The following is a 20,451-nucleotide window of genomic DNA, read 5'->3' on the forward strand; positions in this document are numbered from 1 at the left end:
TCCTCCAGCTCATTCACCCCATTCACCCCATCCCCTGTCTCCCTTCCCATCCCCCTCCATCATTATTTTCATCTCCCCCAACAAAAAATCACCCATTCATGCCCTGCTCTTATATTTTTTTCGTAACTTTGCCAAACAAGCAATTGAGCAATAGTTAATGAAAAATATACTTGACCACGTCCTCAACTGGTACTTCTCGCGACAGGCACTGCCCTACTGGGTAATCCTCATCGTCGACTGCGCCATCTGCTACCTCTCCGGGATATTCGTGTTCTGGCTGTACTACCATGGGGCCGTAACATTAGGAAATATCACCATTCTGTCGAAGACCATACTCGTGTATATGATCTTCAACCTCATAGGCTTCCGGATTTTCCACACCTACTCGGGTATCATACGCTATTCGTCGTTCGTCGACCTGCAGCGCGTAGCCAGTGCGCAGGCACTGTCGTGCTTCCTCGCCATCATTTTCCATTACATCATATATCCCTGGCACCGCGTCATAGGATTCATTCCCCTCGAAGGACGGCAGATAATTGCCATGTACGTCATCGCCATGGTCCTCATGTGGGGCGCACGAATACTCGTAAAAACACTCTACGACGTATCGTTCAGTTCGAAGGCGGGAATGCGCACTCTCATCTACGGCGTTGGCAGTCAGGGCATTGGACTGGCAAAGTTCGTCCGAAACAGTAAGACATCGGCTTTCGTCCTGAAGGGATTTATCTCCCACGACCCCCATTACACCGGCCATCTGCTACTCGGCGAGAAGGTCTATAAGCCGGGGAAGGAACTCGCCGAGGTCATCGCCGACATGCACATCCAGGCCGTCCTCGTCAACGAAATGCGACAGCAGCTCTTCCGCAACGACACCCGACTGCAAAATATGCTCCTCGACGCGGGAGTGAAAATATTCTTCTCTAACATCACCGACGCATCGAAACCGGAGACTTCGGGGATGGCTCTCCACGAAGTGAAAATCGATGATCTCCTCCCACGCGACGAGATACAAATCGACATGACCAATATCAGTGCCACACTCTGCGGCAAGCGGGTCATGGTGACGGGTTCGGCAGGAAGCATAGGCTCTGAACTCGTAAGACAGATAGCCAGTTTCAAGCCCGCCGAACTGATCCTCATCGACCAGGCAGAGACACCGCAGCACGACGTCAGACTCATGGCCATGCGCGAATTCCCCAACGTGAAAACGGATACCTACGTGGCCAGCATAGCCAACAAAGGGCGAATGGAGAGCATCTTCCGCACGAAACGGCCTGACTACGTCTTCCATGCCGCGGCCTACAAGCACGTGCCGATGATGGAGAACAACGCCACGGAGAGCGTACAAAACAATATCTGGGGCACAAAGGTCATTGCCGACCTCAGCGCAAAATACGGCGTGAAAAAGGTCGTCATGATTTCTACCGACAAGGCCGTAAACCCATCGAACGTCATGGGATGCTCGAAACGCATCTGCGAAATCTACTGTCAGAGTCTCGACCGATGGCTCGACAGCCACACTCCCGACGGCAAACCGGCTCCGGCAGGCAACGAACACACGCGTTTCGTCACCACTCGGTTCGGTAACGTCCTCGGTTCCAACGGCTCCGTGATACCGCTCTTCGAACGACAGATAAAGAAAGGCGGACCCGTAACCGTCACCGACCCGAACATCATACGCTTCTTCATGCTCATACCAGAAGCCTGCAAACTGGTTCTCGAGGCGGGATGCCAGGGCGAGGGCGGACAGATCTTCGTCTTTGATATGGGCAAGCCGGTGCGCATCGCCGACCTCGCCAAACGCATGATCCAGCTCTCGGGAGCTACCAACGTACAAATAAAATACACCGGACTGCGGAAAGGCGAAAAACTCTACGAGGAGGTGCTCGCCAAAGATGAGCAGACACTGCCGTCGTTCAACAAGAAGATAAGGATAGCCAAGGTGCGGCAGTACGACTATCCGGCTGTAGAGACTGATATCGAGGACCTTATGCGCATAGCCGCAACCTTCGACGAGATGGCTACGGTAAAGAAAATGAAGGACATCGTACCGGAATACAAGTCGCTCAACAGCGAATACTCTAAGCTCGATTCCGGCAAACAAACAACAAAAACATCCAAAAACTCATGACAACGCAATACATCATCATCGCAATCGTCGTTGCGGCATGCCTCTTCTTCGCCGTGAAATACTTCATCGACGAATGGCGCGAGAACGTAAGATACAAAAACTACGGTTGCGCCGGCTGCCCGTTCTACGACAAATGTACGAGAACGAAGAAGAAACCAATAAAGAAATAATAAGATAAAGAAATAAATATATAAAAATATAAATAAACGAACACATACTTATGGATTTACTATTTATAGCCTTAGGAATACTGCTCGTGTGGTATGTCGTCGACTCATACGTCCACCACGGCCACAGCTCTGAGTATAAGGAGTTTGCAAAGGAACAGGCCCGCAACAAAGCCCGCAAGGAAGCCCGCCTCAAAGAGAAGTCGCAGTCGGCAACCGAGGCAACCGAGACAGCACCCACTGCCGATGCAGCCGCCTCAGCCCCCACTTCCGATGCAGCCCCTTCCGATGCAGCCCAGCCCTAAAAGCCAGCCACTATAGCGTCTATAGCTCCTATAGTTTCTATAGCCCCAATAAGGCCTATAGCTCCCTATAAAGGCCTATCACCTATAAAAGCCTATAGCTTCCTATAGAGGCCTATGGCTCCCTATAAAGGCCTATAGCCCCTATCAACCCATCAAAAAAAATATTACTGCCATGTCTATCACCACCTTCAATCACCTTGTGGAGCTCCTCGTTCGCCGGGGACAGCGCCGCCGCTTAGCCGTAGTCAACGGCATCGACGACCACACACAGCGCGCCGTCGAGATGGCTCTCGACGAGGGCATCGTAAACATCATCTTCGTAGGAGGAAAGAAAATAATCAGCCGAAACCAAGCTATGGCCCACTACCACAGCCACATAGAATACGTTCCGGCCGACAACCCCGACGACGCAGCACGACGCGCCGTGGCCCTCTGTCGTGAGGGTAAGGCCGATATGCTCATGAAAGGCCGCATCAACACCGACAACCTCCTGCGTGCCGTCCTCAACAAGGAAACTGGCATGCTGCCGAAAGGCAATGTGCTCACACAGATAACGATGACGGAGGTGCCGGGCTTCGACCGACTCCTGATTTTCACCGATTCGGCTGTAATACCGTTCCCAACGCAGGAACAGCGGGTGGCACAGGTGCGCTATGTCGTCAATGCATGGCACTTTATGGGTGTCGAGGAACCGCGCATAGCCCTCATCCACTGCTCCGAGAAAGTAGACGAGCGCCATTTCCCTTACACTGCCGGATATAAGGACATCATTGCCATGGCCCAGCGAGGCGAATTCGGGAAGTGTATCGTCGACGGACCACTCGACATCGGAACGGCGGTATCGCCGCAGGCTCTGGCCACAAAAGGTCTCTCCTCACCCCTCGAAGGGCGCGCCGACGGTCTCATCCTCCCGAATATCGAGGTCGGCAACGTCCTCCACAAAACACTCTCGACATTCATCCACGCCCGTATGGCCAGCGTCCTACAGGGTGCCATGACCCCCGTCGTCCTGCCCTCCCGTGGCGACAGCGCCGAGAGCAAGTTCCTCAGCATCGCCCTCGCAGCCCTGTAGCCGCGCCACCGCCCATCAGCCCCGCTCCCTATAAAGTTTCTATAGGGCGCAGGGCTTTCCATGGCCTATAGCCGCTATAGCTTCTATAGCCGCTATAGCTTCTATAGTTTCTATAGTTACTATAGCTCCTATAGCCCCCTATAAAAGCCTATAGCCCCCTATAAACTACAACAAATGGGTGCCCCAAATCCCTTGAAGACACCCATTCAGACAATTAATAAACCTCAGAAGCCGCTCCACAGCGGCTTAGTATATTTTTTGCCATAGGGCGCAGCCAGCACCCTACAGCCATCTCGTTTCTACCATTCCTCCCAGGCGTTGCCCTTACTTCGGTTTCCGCCTCCCGATGCACTCTGACCGTGGGTGAAGTAAGCCTCGGCCTGGGCGTTCACAATCCCCCACTCCTTGCCGGTGGTGGGCACCTCGCCCCTCCAGCGGCGTGCACCAGCAATCATTTCCAGCGACGCTGCAAGAATCGTCGTATTACCATGCAACACGATAACCTCTGTTGTCGGCTTGATATATTTCTTCTTCTTTTCCATAGTTGTCTCATTTTAAGGTTTTTACTTCACAATATATTTCTTACCGCCGGCGATATATATTCCCTTGGGAAGTCCCTCGAGACTGTCGCCGACATACTGTCCATTGAGATTGTACACCTTCCCGTGGAAAATGTCTATCGTTCTGTTGCCGAAATGCGCCTTCGTTATTCCGTCGGCGATATTGCCGTCGGCCTCTATCGACACATTCTGCGGACCGTTAGCCTTGGCGCCGCCGGTGGTCTCAAACGAGTCGTCGCCAAAGACGCTTGCGCCATTTTGCACATTGCCTAACCGTGCGAACCAGTGGACGTTATCTAATCCATTAGGGCCGCCTTGTGGCACATACATCTTACGGTTGTCCTTATTCCAGTTACAGCCGATGATGGCCGTATACGGATTCCAGTTCATCGTTCCTTCAGCCTGTTTCTCCTGCCAGAAGAATGTAGCCAATCCCTTGGAACCGTCAGTAGGCTGATACCAGGCGAGGAAATAGGCGTAGCCCGGCATCTCTGTCTGCCAGAAATTGCCAATGAAAGTGTACTTATAATTCTGGTCTTCGTTGCCCGCAGCGTCCTTGGCCGTCACCTCGACGACATTCTTCATAGCCATATCCTGAAGCTCTGCCGACGAAACAGCCTTACACTTAGGGTCGCGGAGGATATGCTGACTCGGGATAAACACCACATTGCCGTCGACTTTCTCCTTGTAGTCAGGTTGCAGAAGATACGGTACGCCCTTGTGAATCACGATGTTATCATCCGCGGTCGCCGTCTTTGTTCCATCGGCATTGTAAATCCACTTGTAAACATCACGGTCGAACTTCAGCACAATCTTACCCTTGCCCTGACCGTCGGCGTTGGCGTCGCGCAGCACACCGGTAAATTCGCAGACGTGAGGACCGCCGTGGGTGCCGTCGGTGCCGAACATCGTTCTCACCTCCGCTTTCGTCATATCGAACGGCACGCAGATTGTCCACCAGCCGTTGTCGTTGATATAACTGAAGTTATGCGACGGTGTAGTGTTCTGATAATCATACGATTCCGCCAACGAGAACTGATGCCATCCGCGGTAGTCGCGGTCGTAGAGCGGCTTGCCGTCGGCAGTCTTAACATTAGCATAAGCGCCGCCATCGACATCCGCGCCGCCGTCCGTAGCGGTGTGGTAGAAGATCGACGAGGCCTTGTCCGCAGCTTTATTATCAGCGTAATATTGATTGGCAGTGACCTGCGTCATCTGATAATTATGGTCGCTCTTATTCAATTGGCATGAGCCATATTGCGACCACGGCTCGCGCGATGTGTCCCAGGCGCGCCACAGATATCCGTTTGTGCCCTGCTCGTAGGCTCGGGTAAACTCCGTCTGGTTAGGCCAGTGGATAACGTTGCCCCAACCGTCGGTATTACCGTCAGCATCGGTAATGGTGTAGTCGCGCGTCACGTCGGTATAGCGTTTCTCCTCGTCAGTGCCCTTGACAGAATTAGGATAGTGGAGCATCGTAATCCAAAATCCTTGATTCTGATAGTCCAGGCGTGTGATGGAACCAGCCGGGTCAAAGCCGTTGTTGCCGGTATACATCATAGTTCCAAAAGCGTTGACATGGCACGCCGGAGCCTCCGTGGCGAGAACATAGACATCCTTCACGTGCGACATGCTACTGAACGCATAACTGTCTATCTCTTTCAGATTATCCGAGAACACCACTGTTCCGGAATTCTCGTCCGTCTGCGTACTGTCAACCACATGATCCGTCCATGACGTCCCGTCAGCTGCAGTAAACGTTTTCTTCTCCACCTTTTTACCATAGCCAAAGTCGATAACCTTCCCCTCGGCATCGGTAGTCGTGACGTGGTTCAAGTTATATTGATTTAAGAATGCTCTTGCGCCAATTTTCTCAATATTGCGCGGAATGCATATTTCTTTCATTGCAGACGAAAGATTTAGGAAATCCGGCGGTAGCTCCGTGATTGACGGGTCGGTAGGAATAAGCACAGTGGTAGTGGAAGCCGAGACCAGATAAGTCTTGCTAAGGGTTAAATCTGCGATATTAGTAAACTTAGCGTCCTGCAAGTCAAGAGATGTGACAACGCCCGCACCCACCCAAGCACAATTGTCAGTATTACCATCAGAGGAACTGGCAAAAGTCGTGGTTCCCCCGACCTTGCTCTCATCATCGGAAACCAATACGAAATGCCCGTCTTTATCGTAAGTGGCACCCCATTTGTTTCCAGAAATATCCTTAGAATTGAGATTTCCCGATATTTTCAAATTATTGAAAGGTGTACCATTAAACTGATTCCATTGATTACCTCCCCAATAACCTTCTGACATAGTGGTAAGTATATACACCTCCCCCGGAAACTTCGAGTAGCAGGTGTACGACTTCGTTGCCTTATGGTAGTAAGCCACGCCCCTGAGCTGCGACATATTGTCGTAAAGGGTCTTAAACAGCTGGTCATTGTGATTGGTGATATCAGCACCCGCATCAGGAAGAGCAATAAACTGGAAACTACTGTTTCTCAGCGTGTTAAGTTCGGCAAGGCGCTTCTCGGCAGTGTTTAGCTTCTCATCGCTCTCGTCGAAAGTCAGCTGGCAGAGGTTCAGCCGTGGGTTCGTCAGCCTGTTAAGAGCAACAAAATCCGCAACGTTGGCCGGACCCTTATAGACTATATTATCATAGCTCTTATATTCGGTGGCCAACTGGCCAACGCGATCGTTCATATATTTTGCGAAGTCACCGGCTGCGTCAATAGTCATTGTCACACCAGTAACTATTTGTGAGCCATTAACCCATTCGTAGTTCTTCGTGAGAGTCACCCCTCCCACGGCCTCTTCGACATTTCCGAAGAGAGCTATCAGCAACGTGATGGCAGTCACTGCCACCACGTGCCTACACTCATGAATAAAATTAGTAATCATCGTCAATTCCTCCTCAATTTTCTTATTATTAACTAAAGTTTCCCACTTGTTCAAAATGCCCATAAACAAGGGGTTTCTGAAAAGTTCAAATAGCAGGATGCCCATAAACAAAGTAGTTTAACAAGTGCTTAATAAATGTGAAAGGGCAAATGACCTTAAAAGGAGAAGTCCGATAATGCAATATTCTACTGCTCATAAAAAGTTTTTTGAAAAGTTAAAGATGCGCATACCCTTTGGGAAAGCCTTTTTATAAAGGGGTTCTCCAAGTGGGAAACTCTAGTTATTAATTAAACATTCCTTATATGTTTGCAAAATTAAGTAAAGAAACCTCCATTTGAGACACTATACAATTTGGCCCTTGCTTTGCCGTTTCTGGCTTAGCAAGGGCTTTCTTTCGTAGAAAGCCCGTTTAAACTTCCCCTTGTTTTAGTCTCTGCATAATTATTTTTGCCAATATTATTGGTAATTTCTTGCAGATATGGCCATTTATTTGTACCTTTGTATAGTTCTTTTAATTATATAGATACTATACATATTTATGGCTATTCCAGAAGAGATAAAGTCAGTCGCCCGCCCCAAAAGTACGATAGTTCGACAGAGAGGCAGCCGTTTTGTCGTCATAAAAAGGACGAGTAAAAGAATTAACGGGAAGCCTATCCCCGTAGACCAAGGAACGGTAGGAGAAATTGTAAACGGCAAGTTTGTCGAGGGCTCATATATGCGCAAGAAAAATCAAGTGGATATTAAAGATTATGGAGAGGTGGCTCTCTGTGACAAGTACGGCAGTGGACTTCTTCAAGAACTCGCCAAGGTTTGGAATCTCGACGATGCAAAGCGCCTCTATGTCATTGCCTTGCTCCGTGCTTCATATGGAGGCATCATGAACCGTGACTTGCAGATACAGTACCTCTGCTCATTTGCATCAGAGATGTATCCGGGAGTGCATTTGTCTGAGACGGCAGTGTCCGGGTTTCTTGTGAAGATAGGCAAGGCGTACTCCCTTATCTGTGAGTTCATGCGCAATAGGGTGAACACCTTTACCGGCGGTGACATGGTTATCGATGGCATGCTCAAGGACTACAATGCCAAGACGGGGAGTCTGTCGGAGTTCTCGCGCAAGGGAGCGAAGAAAGGCTCCAAAGACATCAGCTTGCTGTATGCTTTCAACCCATTGACGCGTGAGCCCATAGCGGCAAAGCCTTACGCAGGCAACATGCTGGATCAGACGGCGATAGACGACTTTGTAGCGGAGTATGAGATTAAGAACGGTCTGATGGTATTCGACAAGGGTTTCTACAACGACAAGCTTTTTGAGAAAGTCGACAAGATGGAAGGACTGGCATACCTGATACCGTTGAAGCAGAATTCGGCGTTCATAAAGAATTACAAGATGGATGAGCCGACAATGCCATTGAAAGACTATAAGGACGGAACGATTCTATACAAAAAGCAAAAAATGTCAAACGGCAAGTTCCTCTACTCTTTCCGCGACCCGAAGGCTGCCTCCGAACAGGAGATTGGATATGTGCAGAATGCCAACAAGAAAGATAACTTCAAGGCAGAAAGCTATGCCGAGAGGAAAGGTTTATTCGGTCTGATTGTCTTCAAGTCAAAAGCTGATCTTGACCCATTGACCGTCTATTTGGCTTACTCACAGCGATGGTCTGTGGAGACTCTGTTCTGGCTATACAAGAATATCGTTGACCGTGACACGGTAAACGTGCATTCCGACTACAGCGTATATGCCACTGAACTGATAAATTTCCTTTCAGTCGTCATAACGACAAGGGTTAAGAATGAGTTTGTCAAGCTGGGACTAAACAAGAAATATTCTTACAAGGCTATATTCAAATACCTTTCAAAATACAAGAAGGTGAGAACCAAAGATGGTGGGAAATGGGGTACGGCAACCATGCTTAAATATATAGAAGAGTTAGTGGCTATGCTTGGTGTATAGTGTCTCAAATGGAGATTTCTTTAATTAAGTAAAATCGGCGAGTTGGCCAAGGTTTTAAGTGTTAAAAATGAGACTTGTGACGCAATTATGCACTTCATGGCGTGTTTTGGCATAGGCAGGATCCTTTCCAAACACTCTTTGGACAAGATGCGTGGTCGGGATATGGCAGAGCAGATAATGGCCATGATGGTGTTCCGTATCATAGGTGAGACAATAGGCTTTATGTCAACAACAAAGTTCTACGGTATTCTTGAAGTTGGCAAGAACTGCTTCTATCGTTTGCTTGCTCGTTCGGAAATGGACTGGCGTATCCTCCTTCTGTCGATGGCCCGGCGTTTCCAGAGCATAGTACGAAAGGAAAACGCAGAGGAGACAGATGCGCCGAAATGCTATATTATTGATGACACGACCTTAGCCAAAACCGGGTTCCGCTTCGAAGGACTTAGTCGTGTGTTTGACCATGTCCTCGGCAAATGCGTCCTCGGTTACAAGCTGCTCATTCTCGCATTCTTTGATGGGTCAGACCGAATCTCTCCACCAAATCCTACCTAATAACCTGCGCAAACCTCTGATATTAAGACGCTTGCAGCACTCTGCCGCCGCTTCCTAGGTTTCTGACCAAAGGAAATCTCGATTATTTTTCGTTTTTAACTAAATTTATTGTAATGTTGATTTTTTATTTACATTTATAGTGCTGCCTCAAGTGAAGGTTCCGTCTTCAATACAGGCTCCACCGTTTTGAGTTTTCTCAGTAATTCATGATTGTATTCATAGTCGCAGTCGTTTTTTACAAGTGAGTATGTTATGTGCAGGAGTTTGTTTATTACGTTGTTGAGGACAATGCTGTACGGCTTGCCTTTCTTTTCCAGTCTGTCGGCGTAGGCCTTTATCTCTCGGTTGTAGATAATCGCACTTCTGGCAGCCATTCTGAGGTTGTTCTTTATCATCTTACAGCATACGTTCTTGCTTGGATCCTTCTTGTGGACAGAGGTGCCGGATTCGTCATAGAACGTATGAGCGCCTGCGTAACAGGACATCTTGTTGGGTGTGGTTATCTTCTTGAAATTCGACGAGTATGCGATAATGCAAGCTGCATTGACCAGGCCGAGTCCATTTATGGAAGTCATGTGCAGGTAGTTTCTCTTCAAGTCCTCGTCAGAGTTGATAATGCGCTCGATTTCCTGGTTACACTTTTCGATTATCTCGTCGAGTGTCTTTATCTCGGATTCAGACATTTTGTTTATTACGCGTTCTGTCTGCGATTTGCCAAGTACTGTGGTGAACTTCTTTTCCGACAGCCTTGTCTTTGCCTCTTTTCGGCGTTCTACCATTGTGGCGCGGTAATTCACTATTTCCTTCAGTTCCATGATAACCGTTGGATCGGGCGAAAAAAGGACAAGCTTGTCCTGATGTTTGGCCGCATACTCTGATATGTTCCTCGAGTCGGCCTTGTCGTTCTTCCCGCGTCTGAACCCGGAGGAACGGTGTATCTGCAAAGCACTCTCGCGCCATACGTTCTGGCCTTTGTCGTGAAGATACATACAGATCTGCCTGTCGTATCCACCGGTAGTCTCCATGCAGAACAGTCCGTCTTCCGACAGCTTGCCGTTGCATTGCTTGCACAACTTCTTTGCCCATGAGACAAGAGCTCTGAAGCCTGACGGGCAGTTTTCGAACTGTCTGTAACCAACCTCGTTCAACGAATCTATCGATTCGACGAAAATTGCAGTCGCATCAAAAGTTTTTTTGGCAATGTCTATGCCAATACAGAATTTCTTCATAACTTTGTCTTTTAATGAAGTAAGTAACGAGTTGACCGAGAAGTTGTCCCGACTAATACTTTATTTAGGCTTCGAGCCTAACTTCCTACTTGGTCTCTGCAGCTTCAATCCGGAGGGTCTATAACGGCGATTAGGCTCGAAGTCTAGTAGGGGGTATAGATTATCCCTCCGGTGGTCAACTTTTCCTTACAACAACAAAGGTAAAAATTAACCATGAAACTAAAGGCATAAACCTTTAAAATATTCACACTGCAAAGATAAAGTAGGGGGGGGGGTGGGGTTTATCCCCACCCTCGCTGCTGCGGGGAATTACCTTAATTCTCGTCCGCCGCTGATAGGGCTGGGATAAACCCAGCCCCTACGGTGGATAGGTGCAACACATTGATAACCAACATGTTATAACGTTATCCGCTTATACAGGCGGGTAGGCAGGGTAAGTGACGGTCGATTGCATCGGATAGACAAATGAATATGCGTATTCGGTCTAACGACCGGATCCCTCCACCAAATCCTACCTAATAACCTGCGCAAACCACTGATTCTAAGACGCTTGCGGCACTCCACCATAAGTAGGGGTGGGGGTTATCCCCACCCTCGCTGCTGCGGGGAATTACTTTAATTCTCGTCCGTCGCTGCTGCAGGGAATCTACCTTAATTCTCATCCGTCGCTTGTAGGGCTGGAATAAACCATCTGCTCAGCAACCCTTGCCATCGATGCTGCACGAAGGGGCATCGGAGGACGGATTGTACTCTTTCAGCCCCACATCCTCTGGCTTGAGGGTCACGGTGCCATCTTCGAGGACGAAGGCGGGAATGCCGATATCGCCGATAGCCTTCGAATGGTCGAAGACGGGACTATTGTCGCGCAGATGCATGAAAGCACTCATATAATGAACGTCGGCACCGATATCGATGACCTTGAATCGCTTGTCGCCCTTGACCTGCTCGTCGACGAAAGCGCAATAGGGGCAGGTGGGCATACCATAAATCTTAATCATTGTCGTTTTCCTTTCTTTTGTTATCAGTGCAAAGATAGCGAGTTTCTTCCTTATCGACGCACCGATTCTCCCTTTTTACCTATTTTTAAGGTTCTTTCGTTTCGGCGGAGAGATAAGAAGCGGGACTGTTGAGACCCATTGCATGCTATAGATGCCAATAGGCTCTATAGTTGCGATAATTGCTATAGTCGCTATAGTTGCTATAGTAGATATAGTTGCTATAGTAGCTATAGTAGCTATAGCCCCCTATATATAATATGTATAGGCTTCTATTTTCTCCTCGGCGAAGGTGTCTTCTTTGCACCGGAATTTGCGGGAGCCTTCTTCTGCGTGCCCCGAGCCGAGCCCGATTTCTTCTGCAATCCGGCTGAAGCAGCGTTTTTTCGGTGGCCGGGAGCCGACTTCGTATTCGTGGGCAGGAGATAGCTCTTGATAATCTGTGCGGCGATGGGTGCTGCCGTCTTGTTGCCGTCGCCGCCGTGCTCGATATATGCGCAGACGGCTATCTGCGGGTTGTCCATGGGAGCGAAGGCTATGAAGGCCGAATGGTCGATGCCACCGTTCTGCGCCGTACCCGTCTTTCCACAGATGGTGATGCGGGGGTCGTCGATGGTCTTCGCCGTCCCGTTCTTCACACAGGCCCGCATGCCCTCGATAACGATATTATATGCTGCCGGCGACGCTTTCGTGCGGTGAGGATTGATGTAGGCCTCGGGGTCGGCGCCGGCGGTGGAATAACGGTGATAGGGCGTCATCCACCATCCGCGGTTGGCTATCGTCGCCGCAAGGTTGCAGAGCTGTAGCGGTGTGACGGTTATAAGTCCCTGACCCATACCGATATAGCCTATCGTACGGGCGTTCCAGAACTTAGGGTATTTCCTGTTGACGTAGGCCGAATCGGGGATTATCCCCCGAGCCTCACCTCCGTAGTCGACCCCCGTTTTCGTACCGAAGCCATAGCTCGTCATGTAGTCGTGCCACACGTCGACGGCATGGCTCCGCGACCCGTATCGCGTTGTGTCACCGATCATCCGGATGAAATTCGTTATGAACCACGAGTTGCACGACTGCGCCAGGGCCTGCACCGTCGACAGCGGTGAGGCGTGGTAGTGGCATCCCACATGCGTTCCACCCATCATGAATCCGCGGTGACAAGCCACTTTCGTGTCGCGCGTCACTATTCCCTCGCTGTAGAGCGTCAGCAGCTGAGCCGCCTTGATGGTCGACCCCGGCGGATAGGTGGCCTGGACGGCGCGGTTGATGGGGTCGCCCTTGAGGGTATTGCTCGCCATACAGAGAATCTCGCCGGTGGTGGGGCGGATAGCCACGATAGAACCCTGCCGGTTCTCGAGGAGCCTTTCGGCAAGTCGCTGAAGCCGAGGCACATAGGTAAGGTCGGGGTCCTGAGCTGTGGCCGCGTGTGTGGCAGTGGTCTGCGCCCATGAGCTGAAGGGCTGCAGGAGGAGGGCGACGACGGCCGCGAGGGCGATATTTATGATGTTATTGTTCGATTTTTTGATAGTCTTTCCTGTCATTGAAGTAAATGTGATAAAAAAGAGAAGAATCAGTTGCGCAGCCGCTGACGAATGGCCCCGCTGCGCTCGAGATAGCCCATGAGCAGCAGTACGCTGACGACGGCCACGGCCAGAGCCACAAGGTACATAACGCCCGCAAACGAGTCGTAGAGGCCGTGGAGCGTGGCCGGAATGACGGCGGCGAGCGTGCACAGCGCCTTACGGTAGCGCGGGTAGAGTCCGGCCATACCGATGAAGTAGCCGCCGATACCGGCCCACACGGCGTGAAGGAACGGCAGCGACGTCAGCCGGGCGATGTTCAGGACGAACGCCGTGGTGTAGTCGGCCTGGATATTCACCTGTGTCTGGTACTGTACGCCCTCGAAAACGCCGAAGGCTATGCCGGCCATAAGCCCGTAGTAGACCATTGTCTGGGGCAGCATCGGCTCGCGCGACCGGTTCTGAAGGATGTACAGCGGCACCTGCTTGGCAAATTCCTCCGTCAGTCCCACGCCGAGGATATATCCGACGATGCTCAGGGGGAACGGCGCATGGGTGAAAACGTAAAAGAAATTCAGCTGGTTCAGTCCGGAGAAGATGATGAACACCCCAAGCTGGGTGAGGAAGAATGTCGACACCGTCGTCTTGAGGTTCACCTGCCGCGTGCGGAACATATAGTAGAAGAACATTCCCCAGATGGTGGCGAAATACAGCGATACGACGTAGAAGGCGAGGTAGCCCCCCACGGGCATCATCATGATGAACGACAGCGACAGTCCGACGACGGCGAGGATGAGCATCCGCTTGTCCTCGAAGAGATTCGTCCGCCGCATCGACTCGCGCGGGAAGATAAACTCGCGTCCCACGTAGTCGAGCTGTTGTCCGAGCGTCCCGTTGTTGCGTACGTGCGGCCGTAATCCCTTGGCCATCAGGAAGTCGCGCACTATTCCCTCTCGTCCCGTGTCGGCATCGCGGGCCTTATCGTGGAGCAGCAGCCGTCCCTCCTCCACGTACCGCGCCACCTCCCTCTCGTCGAAGGGTCCGTAGTCGTGGTCATTGCGTGTGATGATTAGCATTGTTGTCTTCTTTTCCTTTAAGAATCTCTTTCTACGTTAAAAGTATGTTCCGTATGGCCGCGGGCTTTACATTCTCAGCCACAGCCACTTAGCAGACGGCATCCTTTATGGCATCGACGATGAACTGTGCGTCGTCGAGGGTCACCAACGGTCCTGACGGAAGGCAGAGTCCCACCTTGAAGATGCTCTCCGCCGTACCGTTGACGTAGGCGGGGCTGTCCTTGTAGACCGGCTGCTTGTGCATCGGTTTCCACAGCGGACGGCTCTCGATGTTCAGGCTGTCAAGCCACATGCGCAGGGCCTCGACGTTGGCGTTGGGCTCACAGTCGGTATGTGCGCTGTCGACATAGTGGATGACGCCGGCAGCACCGCCCACGGCACCCTTCACCGTTGTACGGTATGCGTTCTCCTCGCCCTTGATTTTCAGCTGAGGGTCGAGGGTGATGGTGTTCAGCCAGTAGTTCGACAGGGTCTTACTCTCGGCTGCAGCTCCTACCGCCGGGTTCAGCTCACTGTCGCTGCCGGCATGGAACGTGATGCCGTCGAAGCCCTTGAAGGCCTCGGCGTAGAATTTCGCCAGCCGCCGGTGGTGGGCAATATGCTCGTCGAGCACCGTCAGCTGACCGCGTCCTATACCGGCGCAGATATTCGACAGACGGTAGTTGTAGCCTATCTTCTCGTGCTGGTAGTAGGGATAGCCCTCGCGAGCCTGGGTGGCAAAGAACATAACCTTGTTGCGGGCCTCCTCGTCGGGGCATACAAGGGCACCGCCACCGGACGTGGTAATCATCTTATTGCCGTTGAACGACAGGATGCCGTAGTCGCCGAAGGTACCGCAGACACGGCCGTGATAGCGTGATCCCAGGCCCTCGGCAGCATCCTCGACGAGCGGAATGCCGTATTTGTCGGCCACCGCCTTTATCTCCGCAATCTTCGCCGGCATACCATAGAGGTAGACGACGATGATGGCCTTCGGCTTCCGGCCGGTCTTGGCCATGCGGTCGTTGATAGCTTTCTCCAAGAGTTCCGGGTCCATATTCCACGTCTCCCTCTCCGAGTCGACAAAGACGGGCTTTGCTCCGAGGTATACGACGGGATTGGAACTGGCACAGAACGTAAAGCTCTGACACACAACCTCATCGCCAGCCTTCACGCCCACAGCTATCAAGGCAAGATGAACAGCCGCCGTACCACTGGAAAGCGCGACGACCTGCTTGTCCAGAAGTTTCGCGTCGGTAATGGAATCCAACCATAACTTTTCCGGATCGTTCTCATGAGGTTTAATGCTCTTCGGATAAGTCTCTTCCTGTAGGTCGTTTTCTGCTGTCAGCGTACAGGGGGATACCACAAATCTCTTCAGTTCCTCCTCAAACTTGTTCACGTTTGGTCCAAGTGGCACCACCCAGTTCTGGTCGAATGCCTCTTGTATATACTTCATCTCATTGCCCGACATGTGGGCGAGACATAGAATAATTCGTTTCTCTCGTTTTTGCATAATCTATTACTTATTGCTCATCATCTGCTCGATTTGAGCATCTGAGAGGCCTTGCTCTTTCAAGATCCGTTTCAGATTGGACAACTGCTCAGATTGTTGATTCAGCTGTTCACGTTGCTCCTTTATTTTTCCGTCCTGCTCTTTTATTTTTCCGTCCTGTTCTTTTATTTTTCCGTCCTGCTCCTTAATTTTTCCGTTCTGCTCCTTGATTTTCCCGTTCTGCTCCTTAATTTTTCCGTCTTGCTCTTTTATTTTCTTATCACGACTCATGATGGCGGTGTCGCGGTCCTCGATGGCGGAGTAATATTCATCCTCTACATTCATATTCTGCCGCATCAATGGATTGGAAGCAGCTGCGGTGAGACGGTGTACGATATAGTTCATGTCGTTGTTGTCGGCATATACCGACTCGTCGAGACATAGCAGATGTGGGTCATCCTTGTCGCGTTTTGTCTGGTCGAGCACACTGAGCACCTTGTCGAGGCGGTTATTGATGACACCATGGAGCAGCGGAATCTGCACGATGATGCTATCGTGCACAAGACTCTCGACGAAGGGGTCGGGCATTCCTTTCTTCACCTCGTGACCGTCATAGTCGTAGGCTTTGTGACTGACATACAGCACGGGTACGTCAATATCGCCGACGCGGTGGCCCATGATATAGATGGTCACCATAGGATAGGCAAAGCCCTTGTGGTCGCCTTTCTGTTTGTCGATGTTGTTCTTGTCGCTGTATTGAGCTCCGAGGTACTGTCGGAAGCGCAGCGTCTCGGTCTCCACCCAGGTCTTCTGCAGTTCAATGAGTATCAGTTCCGTCTCGTTCTCGCCCGTACGTATTCGTGCTCCGAAGTCTATGCGGAACATCGATATCTTGTCGTTTGTTTCGTTGGCATACTCGTGGGGCCGCAGTTCGACACTGACGACATCCTTCTTCAGCAATGCCGACAATACCGTCTTTGCCACACGCTCGTCCTCCATGAGATATTTGAACACGGAGTCGTAAATGGGATTGGCTACGTATATCATATCTACAGTCTTTTATAAATTCTTCGTTGCAAAGATACAATTTTTCTACTACATTGCCCACATGTAATAAGATAAAAAATGTTCACCGGAATAATCCTATTCTATATCTCTTCACCGGCATACCTCATCTTTCTCCCCAAAACAGTGCACACAATCATTTCTATATCTTTAAAGAAAGAGTAGTGCTCCAAGTAGTAAAGGTTCAGCCGTACTTTATCAGGATAGATAATCTTGTCGTTGTATTCCTGTGGGTTCTCTACGGAGTTGAGTAAGTCTTCTTCCTGTCGGTATTTCAATGATGCCGGCCCCGTTATTCCTGGTTTTAACTTAAGGATGTCGCGGTTCTTTCCTTTCAATTTATCAGCATATCCCGGTACATCCGGTCGTGGCCCGACGAAACTCATGTCACCCTTGAGGACATTCCACAGTTCCGGCAGTTCGTCAAGCTTGTACCGTCGGAGTTTCTTTCCTAATGGCGTAATTCTATTCTCCTCTGTTGAGGCTATTGATGTTGTTCCTTCACCGGCGACCTTCATCGACCGGAATTTATAAACGGTAAAGAGCCTGCCGTATTGTCCCACCCGCTGCTGCTTGAAAATGACCGGTCCTCCAGGCATCTTAATCCTTATGAGAATTGCAACAATCAGAAACACAGGACTCAGACAAACAAGTCCCATGAACGAGACTATCCTGTCAAAGAGATATTTTACATTCATTTTTCTCGTAAATAGTGTGTTATGGATTTAGTTTCCGGTTTTTAATGAGTTTCTCCAAATAGTAACAAGCTTCACCAAGGATTGCCTTCTTATCATCTGCGAAAAAGTCATCAAAAGCATCAAAGCCATGACAGGAAAACACCCGCTTCATCTCTTGCCGATTCCATTTCATGGACAACACTCTTCCGACCAGTGTTATAATATCACCCAACAGCCATTTTGTTCGTGTTCCTACTCGTACCTTTATAGGTTCGTCATAGCTACCCTTGGTAGCCAAACAATAGAGTACCCACGGAATATCAAAACCTGCGGCAATAGGAGTAGCTAATCCTCCGGTAAAGCGGGCGTTGGTCTCAATATAGGCTATTCTGTTATGGCGCTCATCTACACGAAAGTCCATTCCGCAGACACCATGAAAATCAATAGCATCCAACATTTTTCTTGCTTCCTGCTCTAACTCCGGCATCGCTACTATCTCACGTTGCGTCGTCGTACCTCCTCCATCAGTTTTGGTCACTAATGCACGATAGACTGACGTCTTACAAAAACCGTCCCAGCGCACGCAGTCGACGCTATAGTCACAACCTCCGATCCATTCTTCCATCAACGTATCTGTACCACGATACGTTTCAGCCAAACGATGCAACTCCTCCCTATTCTTAGGAAAGAACACACTTTTGGCGGAGTTACCAATCACGGTCTTGAAAACAACAGGGTATTGATTTATTTCTTCCTCAGAATGGTATACTTTAGGTATAGGCACTCTACTATTCCCTGCCAGCGCCGTTGACGTTGCTTTATTTGCAAGAAGAAGCAATGTTTTCTCATCTTCATAGGGGATAATAAGATCTTTAGGGAACTCTTCACGATGACGCATGATAACCACGCTCTCATCATGGGTTGGAAGAAGCATCGTCGGTTGAAGTCTCGCTACCCATTCTTTAAGACAATCTATGAAATGATTTTCATCGGTAAAAGGGTCTGGATAGACAAAATGTCCCGCACAATAACGCGACATACTACAGATGTTGGTACGGGAAGTGTCTGCTGCCCATACTTTTAATCCATGTTTTGCAAGACTCCGCAGTATGTTATAGCCTACGCGGTTCCAGCAATAAGTTACAATAACATCGCAATTGCTCATGCTGCCCTCCTCTCGTCGAAAACATCATAGAGTCGGGCAAGAAGAGTAACTACGCTACCCCCAAAGATATTATTATCATTGATTACTTCTATATACATATCATTATTATCCATTTCTTTAATTACCTAACATTGGCTCGCTGCGACAGCACTCTATACTTGCTGTATTGACCCTAAGCAACTGTTTGTCAGTCCTTCAATTCATTATAGAACGCTAACAGTCCATTCCACACATCCTTCTGCTCATATCTCTCCTTTATCATCCTGCGGGCGTTGCGGCTCATGCGCTGAACCTCAGCGGGATGGAGGATGAACCATTCCATCGTCTCTGTCAGCGCGGGGGTGATGTCGGCGACGTGATGGCCGTGGGCGTCGAGGGGTGCCACGATAATCTTCCCGTTCAGCCCGTCGCGGATAATCTCGTTGGATCCGTTGATATCGGTGACGATACACGGAAGGTTCATAGCCCCGGCCTCCATCGGCACATTGGGGAAGCCCTCGCGGTAGCTCGGGAATGCCAGCGCGTCGGCAGCCATAAGGTAAGGACGCACATCTTTCTGACTGCCAACGTATTTCACGACCTTACTGCTGAGGAAGTAGTCGTGGACATCATCGGTGATGGCATCCCCTTTCTCCATCGTTCCCACGAGCAGCAGACGGGCGTTAGGATGTCTGGAGCTGATGGTCCTCATAGCCTGCGCCAGCTCCGTCATGCCCTTGTCGGCGACGATACGCCCTACAAAGACGAACACGAAGTCGGCATCGGCGAATCCCAACCGTCGGCGCACCTCCATCCGGTATGCGGCAATATCCTCGTCGGTGACGGCCTCAGGACTCTTTTGCAGGTTGTCGGCAACCGTCTGACGGCGCGACAGATGCGTCGTATTCTTGCCGTTGATGTTTCCGAAGTGTATCACCTTCAGCGGCTTACGCGTGATGTGGTCGGTCTGGAGGGTATGCAGCACGCCCTGCCCTTCGGGAATGACGTTGGTGGCGAAGAGGCATGTCGTGCGCTCCATAGTCTTGAGAATGAGGCGGAAAAGCCCCCGCGCCCCCTGATAGCGCAGTCCCGTGACGGTGTAAATCCTGTGCGGCACCCGTGCTGCCCAAGCCGCCACCATCGCCAAGAGCGAGCCCTTGGGCGTATTGGCGTGGACGGCCCACGGTTTCTCCTTGCGGAAGAGCCGATACAGTATGCCGAGAGCACGTATGTCCTTCGTCAGCGAGATTTCCCGTTCCATGGGCACGTCGATGCAGCGGACGCCCTCGCGCTGCCTCACCCGCTCCATTACGCCGGTATTCTTAGCCACGCCGACAACGTCGTAATAGCGGCTGAGAAACCTCAGCTGCCCTTCCAAAAACGAGTCTAACGATATATCGTGTGTCGTAACACGTATCAACTTCTTCTTTTGCATGAACGATAAGTTTTTTATCCGAATGACCTAAATGCCATCATCACGCAAAGATACTACAATATTGTTGTCTAAACAAATAATCGGCTGAAAATATCGGAGCCAAAATCATTATTTTCCCGTTTTCATATAGAATCTGTCGCGGGAGGAAACGGGAATCGGCTGCCGCTATGGATTCTATGGCTACTATGTGGCTATGG

17 protein-coding genes are annotated in these 20,451 nt (G+C 50.3%); 6 read left to right on the top strand and 11 right to left on the bottom strand.

The window, feature by feature from the left end; translation table 11 throughout:
• Positions 1-157 precede the first annotated feature (157 nt).
• The 4 genes from LDN30_RS13060 (at position 158) to LDN30_RS13075 (ending at position 3,675) form a co-directional block, all read left to right on the top strand.
• Complete coding sequence (locus tag LDN30_RS13060) at positions 158-2,131, top strand: polysaccharide biosynthesis protein (RefSeq protein WP_223927383.1); 1,974 nt, start codon at positions 158-160, stop codon at positions 2,129-2,131.
• Positions 2,128-2,301, top strand: a complete 174-nt coding sequence (locus LDN30_RS13065) for a FeoB-associated Cys-rich membrane protein (RefSeq protein WP_223927382.1) — start codon at positions 2,128-2,130, stop codon at positions 2,299-2,301. The genes LDN30_RS13060 and LDN30_RS13065 overlap by 4 nt, the downstream gene beginning before the upstream one ends.
• A gap of 50 nt (positions 2,302-2,351) precedes the next feature.
• Positions 2,352-2,603: a hypothetical protein gene (locus tag LDN30_RS13070; RefSeq protein WP_223927381.1), complete on the top strand. Its 252-nt coding sequence runs from the start codon at positions 2,352-2,354 to the stop codon at positions 2,601-2,603.
• A 172-nt stretch (positions 2,604-2,775) separates the two neighbouring features.
• The gene (locus LDN30_RS13075; RefSeq protein ID WP_223927380.1) at positions 2,776-3,675 is read left to right on the top strand and encodes a phosphate acyltransferase; all 900 of its coding nucleotides are present in this window, start codon (positions 2,776-2,778) and stop codon (positions 3,673-3,675) included.
• 299 nt (positions 3,676-3,974) lie between these two features.
• Here the strand turns inward: LDN30_RS13075 and LDN30_RS13080 are convergent, their stop codons facing one another.
• Together LDN30_RS13080 and LDN30_RS13085 are read right to left on the bottom strand one after the other, a co-directional pair.
• The gene (locus LDN30_RS13080; RefSeq protein ID WP_223927379.1) at positions 3,975-4,217 is read right to left on the bottom strand and encodes a hypothetical protein; all 243 of its coding nucleotides are present in this window, start codon (positions 4,215-4,217) and stop codon (positions 3,975-3,977) included.
• A 21-nt stretch (positions 4,218-4,238) separates the two neighbouring features.
• Positions 4,239-7,133 carry a leucine-rich repeat protein gene (locus tag LDN30_RS13085; RefSeq protein ID WP_223929728.1) on the bottom strand — a complete coding sequence of 965 codons (2,895 nt, stop codon included), beginning with the start codon at positions 7,131-7,133 and terminating at the stop codon, positions 4,239-4,241.
• 538 nt (positions 7,134-7,671) lie between these two features.
• On the opposite strand from LDN30_RS13085, the gene LDN30_RS13090 reads away from it, so the two are divergent.
• Positions 7,672-9,090: a transposase gene (locus LDN30_RS13090; protein WP_223929730.1), complete on the top strand. Its 1,419-nt coding sequence runs from the start codon at positions 7,672-7,674 to the stop codon at positions 9,088-9,090.
• A 162-nt stretch (positions 9,091-9,252) separates the two neighbouring features.
• A complete protein-coding gene (locus LDN30_RS13095; RefSeq protein ID WP_223929732.1) occupies positions 9,253-9,642 on the top strand; it encodes a transposase in 390 nt (129 codons plus the stop codon).
• Positions 9,643-9,776: 134 nt separating this feature from the next.
• Here LDN30_RS13095 and LDN30_RS13100 read toward each other — a convergent pair whose 3' ends face one another.
• The 9 genes from LDN30_RS13100 to LDN30_RS13140 form a co-directional block, all read right to left on the bottom strand.
• Positions 9,777-10,871, bottom strand: a complete 1,095-nt coding sequence (locus LDN30_RS13100; protein WP_223928808.1) for an IS110 family transposase — start codon at positions 10,869-10,871, stop codon at positions 9,777-9,779.
• Positions 10,872-11,566: 695 nt separating this feature from the next.
• Complete coding sequence (locus LDN30_RS13105; RefSeq protein ID WP_223929733.1) at positions 11,567-11,869, bottom strand: glutaredoxin-related protein; 303 nt, start codon at positions 11,867-11,869, stop codon at positions 11,567-11,569.
• Between the two features lie 269 nt (positions 11,870-12,138).
• Positions 12,139-13,404 carry a peptidoglycan D,D-transpeptidase FtsI family protein gene (locus LDN30_RS13110; RefSeq protein WP_223929735.1) on the bottom strand — a complete coding sequence of 422 codons (1,266 nt, stop codon included), beginning with the start codon at positions 13,402-13,404 and terminating at the stop codon, positions 12,139-12,141.
• Positions 13,405-13,433: 29 nt separating this feature from the next.
• Positions 13,434-14,459, bottom strand: coding sequence for a PrsW family glutamic-type intramembrane protease (locus LDN30_RS13115; RefSeq protein ID WP_223927373.1), 1,026 nt, complete (start codon positions 14,457-14,459; stop codon positions 13,434-13,436).
• A gap of 88 nt (positions 14,460-14,547) precedes the next feature.
• A complete protein-coding gene (locus LDN30_RS13120) occupies positions 14,548-15,954 on the bottom strand; it encodes a DegT/DnrJ/EryC1/StrS family aminotransferase (RefSeq protein WP_223929736.1) in 1,407 nt (468 codons plus the stop codon).
• A 6-nt stretch (positions 15,955-15,960) separates the two neighbouring features.
• Entirely contained in the window at positions 15,961-16,980 is a 1,020-nt protein-coding gene (locus LDN30_RS13125; protein ID WP_223929737.1) for a hypothetical protein, read from the bottom strand.
• 101 nt (positions 16,981-17,081) lie between these two features.
• Entirely contained in the window at positions 17,082-17,696 is a 615-nt protein-coding gene (locus LDN30_RS13130) for a sugar transferase (protein ID WP_223929738.1), read from the bottom strand.
• Positions 17,697-17,715: 19 nt separating this feature from the next.
• Positions 17,716-18,840 (bottom strand): carboxylate--amine ligase, encoded by a 1,125-nt coding sequence (locus LDN30_RS13135; protein ID WP_223929740.1) that lies wholly within the window; start codon positions 18,838-18,840, stop codon positions 17,716-17,718.
• A 187-nt stretch (positions 18,841-19,027) separates the two neighbouring features.
• Complete coding sequence (locus tag LDN30_RS13140; RefSeq protein ID WP_223929742.1) at positions 19,028-20,254, bottom strand: glycosyltransferase family 4 protein; 1,227 nt, start codon at positions 20,252-20,254, stop codon at positions 19,028-19,030.
• Between the last annotated feature and the right edge of the window lie 197 nt (positions 20,255-20,451).

The sequence above is a fragment of the Prevotella lacticifex genome, from assembly GCF_019973375.1.
Taxonomy (GTDB): Bacteria; Bacteroidota; Bacteroidia; order Bacteroidales; family Bacteroidaceae; genus Prevotella; species Prevotella lacticifex.

Excerpts from the sequence above, each read along its gene's own strand:
- LDN30_RS13070 (WP_223927381.1), top strand. The coding sequence starts at position 2,352 with ATGGATTTACTATTTATAGCCTTAGGAATACTGCTCGTGTGGTATGTC.
- LDN30_RS13125 (WP_223929737.1), bottom strand. The coding sequence starts at position 16,980 with ATGATATACGTAGCCAATCCCATTTACGACTCCGTGTTCAAATATCTC.
- LDN30_RS13110 (WP_223929735.1), bottom strand. The coding sequence starts at position 13,404 with ATGACAGGAAAGACTATCAAAAAATCGAACAATAACATCATAAATATC.
- LDN30_RS13065 (WP_223927382.1), top strand. The coding sequence starts at position 2,128 with ATGACAACGCAATACATCATCATCGCAATCGTCGTTGCGGCATGCCTC.
- LDN30_RS13075 (WP_223927380.1), top strand. The coding sequence starts at position 2,776 with ATGTCTATCACCACCTTCAATCACCTTGTGGAGCTCCTCGTTCGCCGG.
- LDN30_RS13105 (WP_223929733.1), bottom strand. The coding sequence starts at position 11,869 with ATGATTAAGATTTATGGTATGCCCACCTGCCCCTATTGCGCTTTCGTC.
- LDN30_RS13090 (WP_223929730.1), top strand. The coding sequence starts at position 7,672 with ATGGCTATTCCAGAAGAGATAAAGTCAGTCGCCCGCCCCAAAAGTACG.
- LDN30_RS13115 (WP_223927373.1), bottom strand. The coding sequence starts at position 14,459 with ATGCTAATCATCACACGCAATGACCACGACTACGGACCCTTCGACGAG.
- LDN30_RS13085 (WP_223929728.1), bottom strand. The coding sequence starts at position 7,133 with ATGATTACTAATTTTATTCATGAGTGTAGGCACGTGGTGGCAGTGACT.
- LDN30_RS13135 (WP_223929740.1), bottom strand. The coding sequence starts at position 18,840 with ATGAGCAATTGCGATGTTATTGTAACTTATTGCTGGAACCGCGTAGGC.
- LDN30_RS13060 (WP_223927383.1), top strand. The coding sequence starts at position 158 with ATGAAAAATATACTTGACCACGTCCTCAACTGGTACTTCTCGCGACAG.
- LDN30_RS13140 (WP_223929742.1), bottom strand. The coding sequence starts at position 20,254 with ATGCAAAAGAAGAAGTTGATACGTGTTACGACACACGATATATCGTTA.
- LDN30_RS13095 (WP_223929732.1), top strand. The coding sequence starts at position 9,253 with ATGGCAGAGCAGATAATGGCCATGATGGTGTTCCGTATCATAGGTGAG.
- LDN30_RS13080 (WP_223927379.1), bottom strand. The coding sequence starts at position 4,217 with ATGGAAAAGAAGAAGAAATATATCAAGCCGACAACAGAGGTTATCGTG.
- LDN30_RS13120 (WP_223929736.1), bottom strand. The coding sequence starts at position 15,954 with ATGCAAAAACGAGAGAAACGAATTATTCTATGTCTCGCCCACATGTCG.
- LDN30_RS13130 (WP_223929738.1), bottom strand. The coding sequence starts at position 17,696 with ATGAATGTAAAATATCTCTTTGACAGGATAGTCTCGTTCATGGGACTT.
- LDN30_RS13100 (WP_223928808.1), bottom strand. The coding sequence starts at position 10,871 with ATGAAGAAATTCTGTATTGGCATAGACATTGCCAAAAAAACTTTTGAT.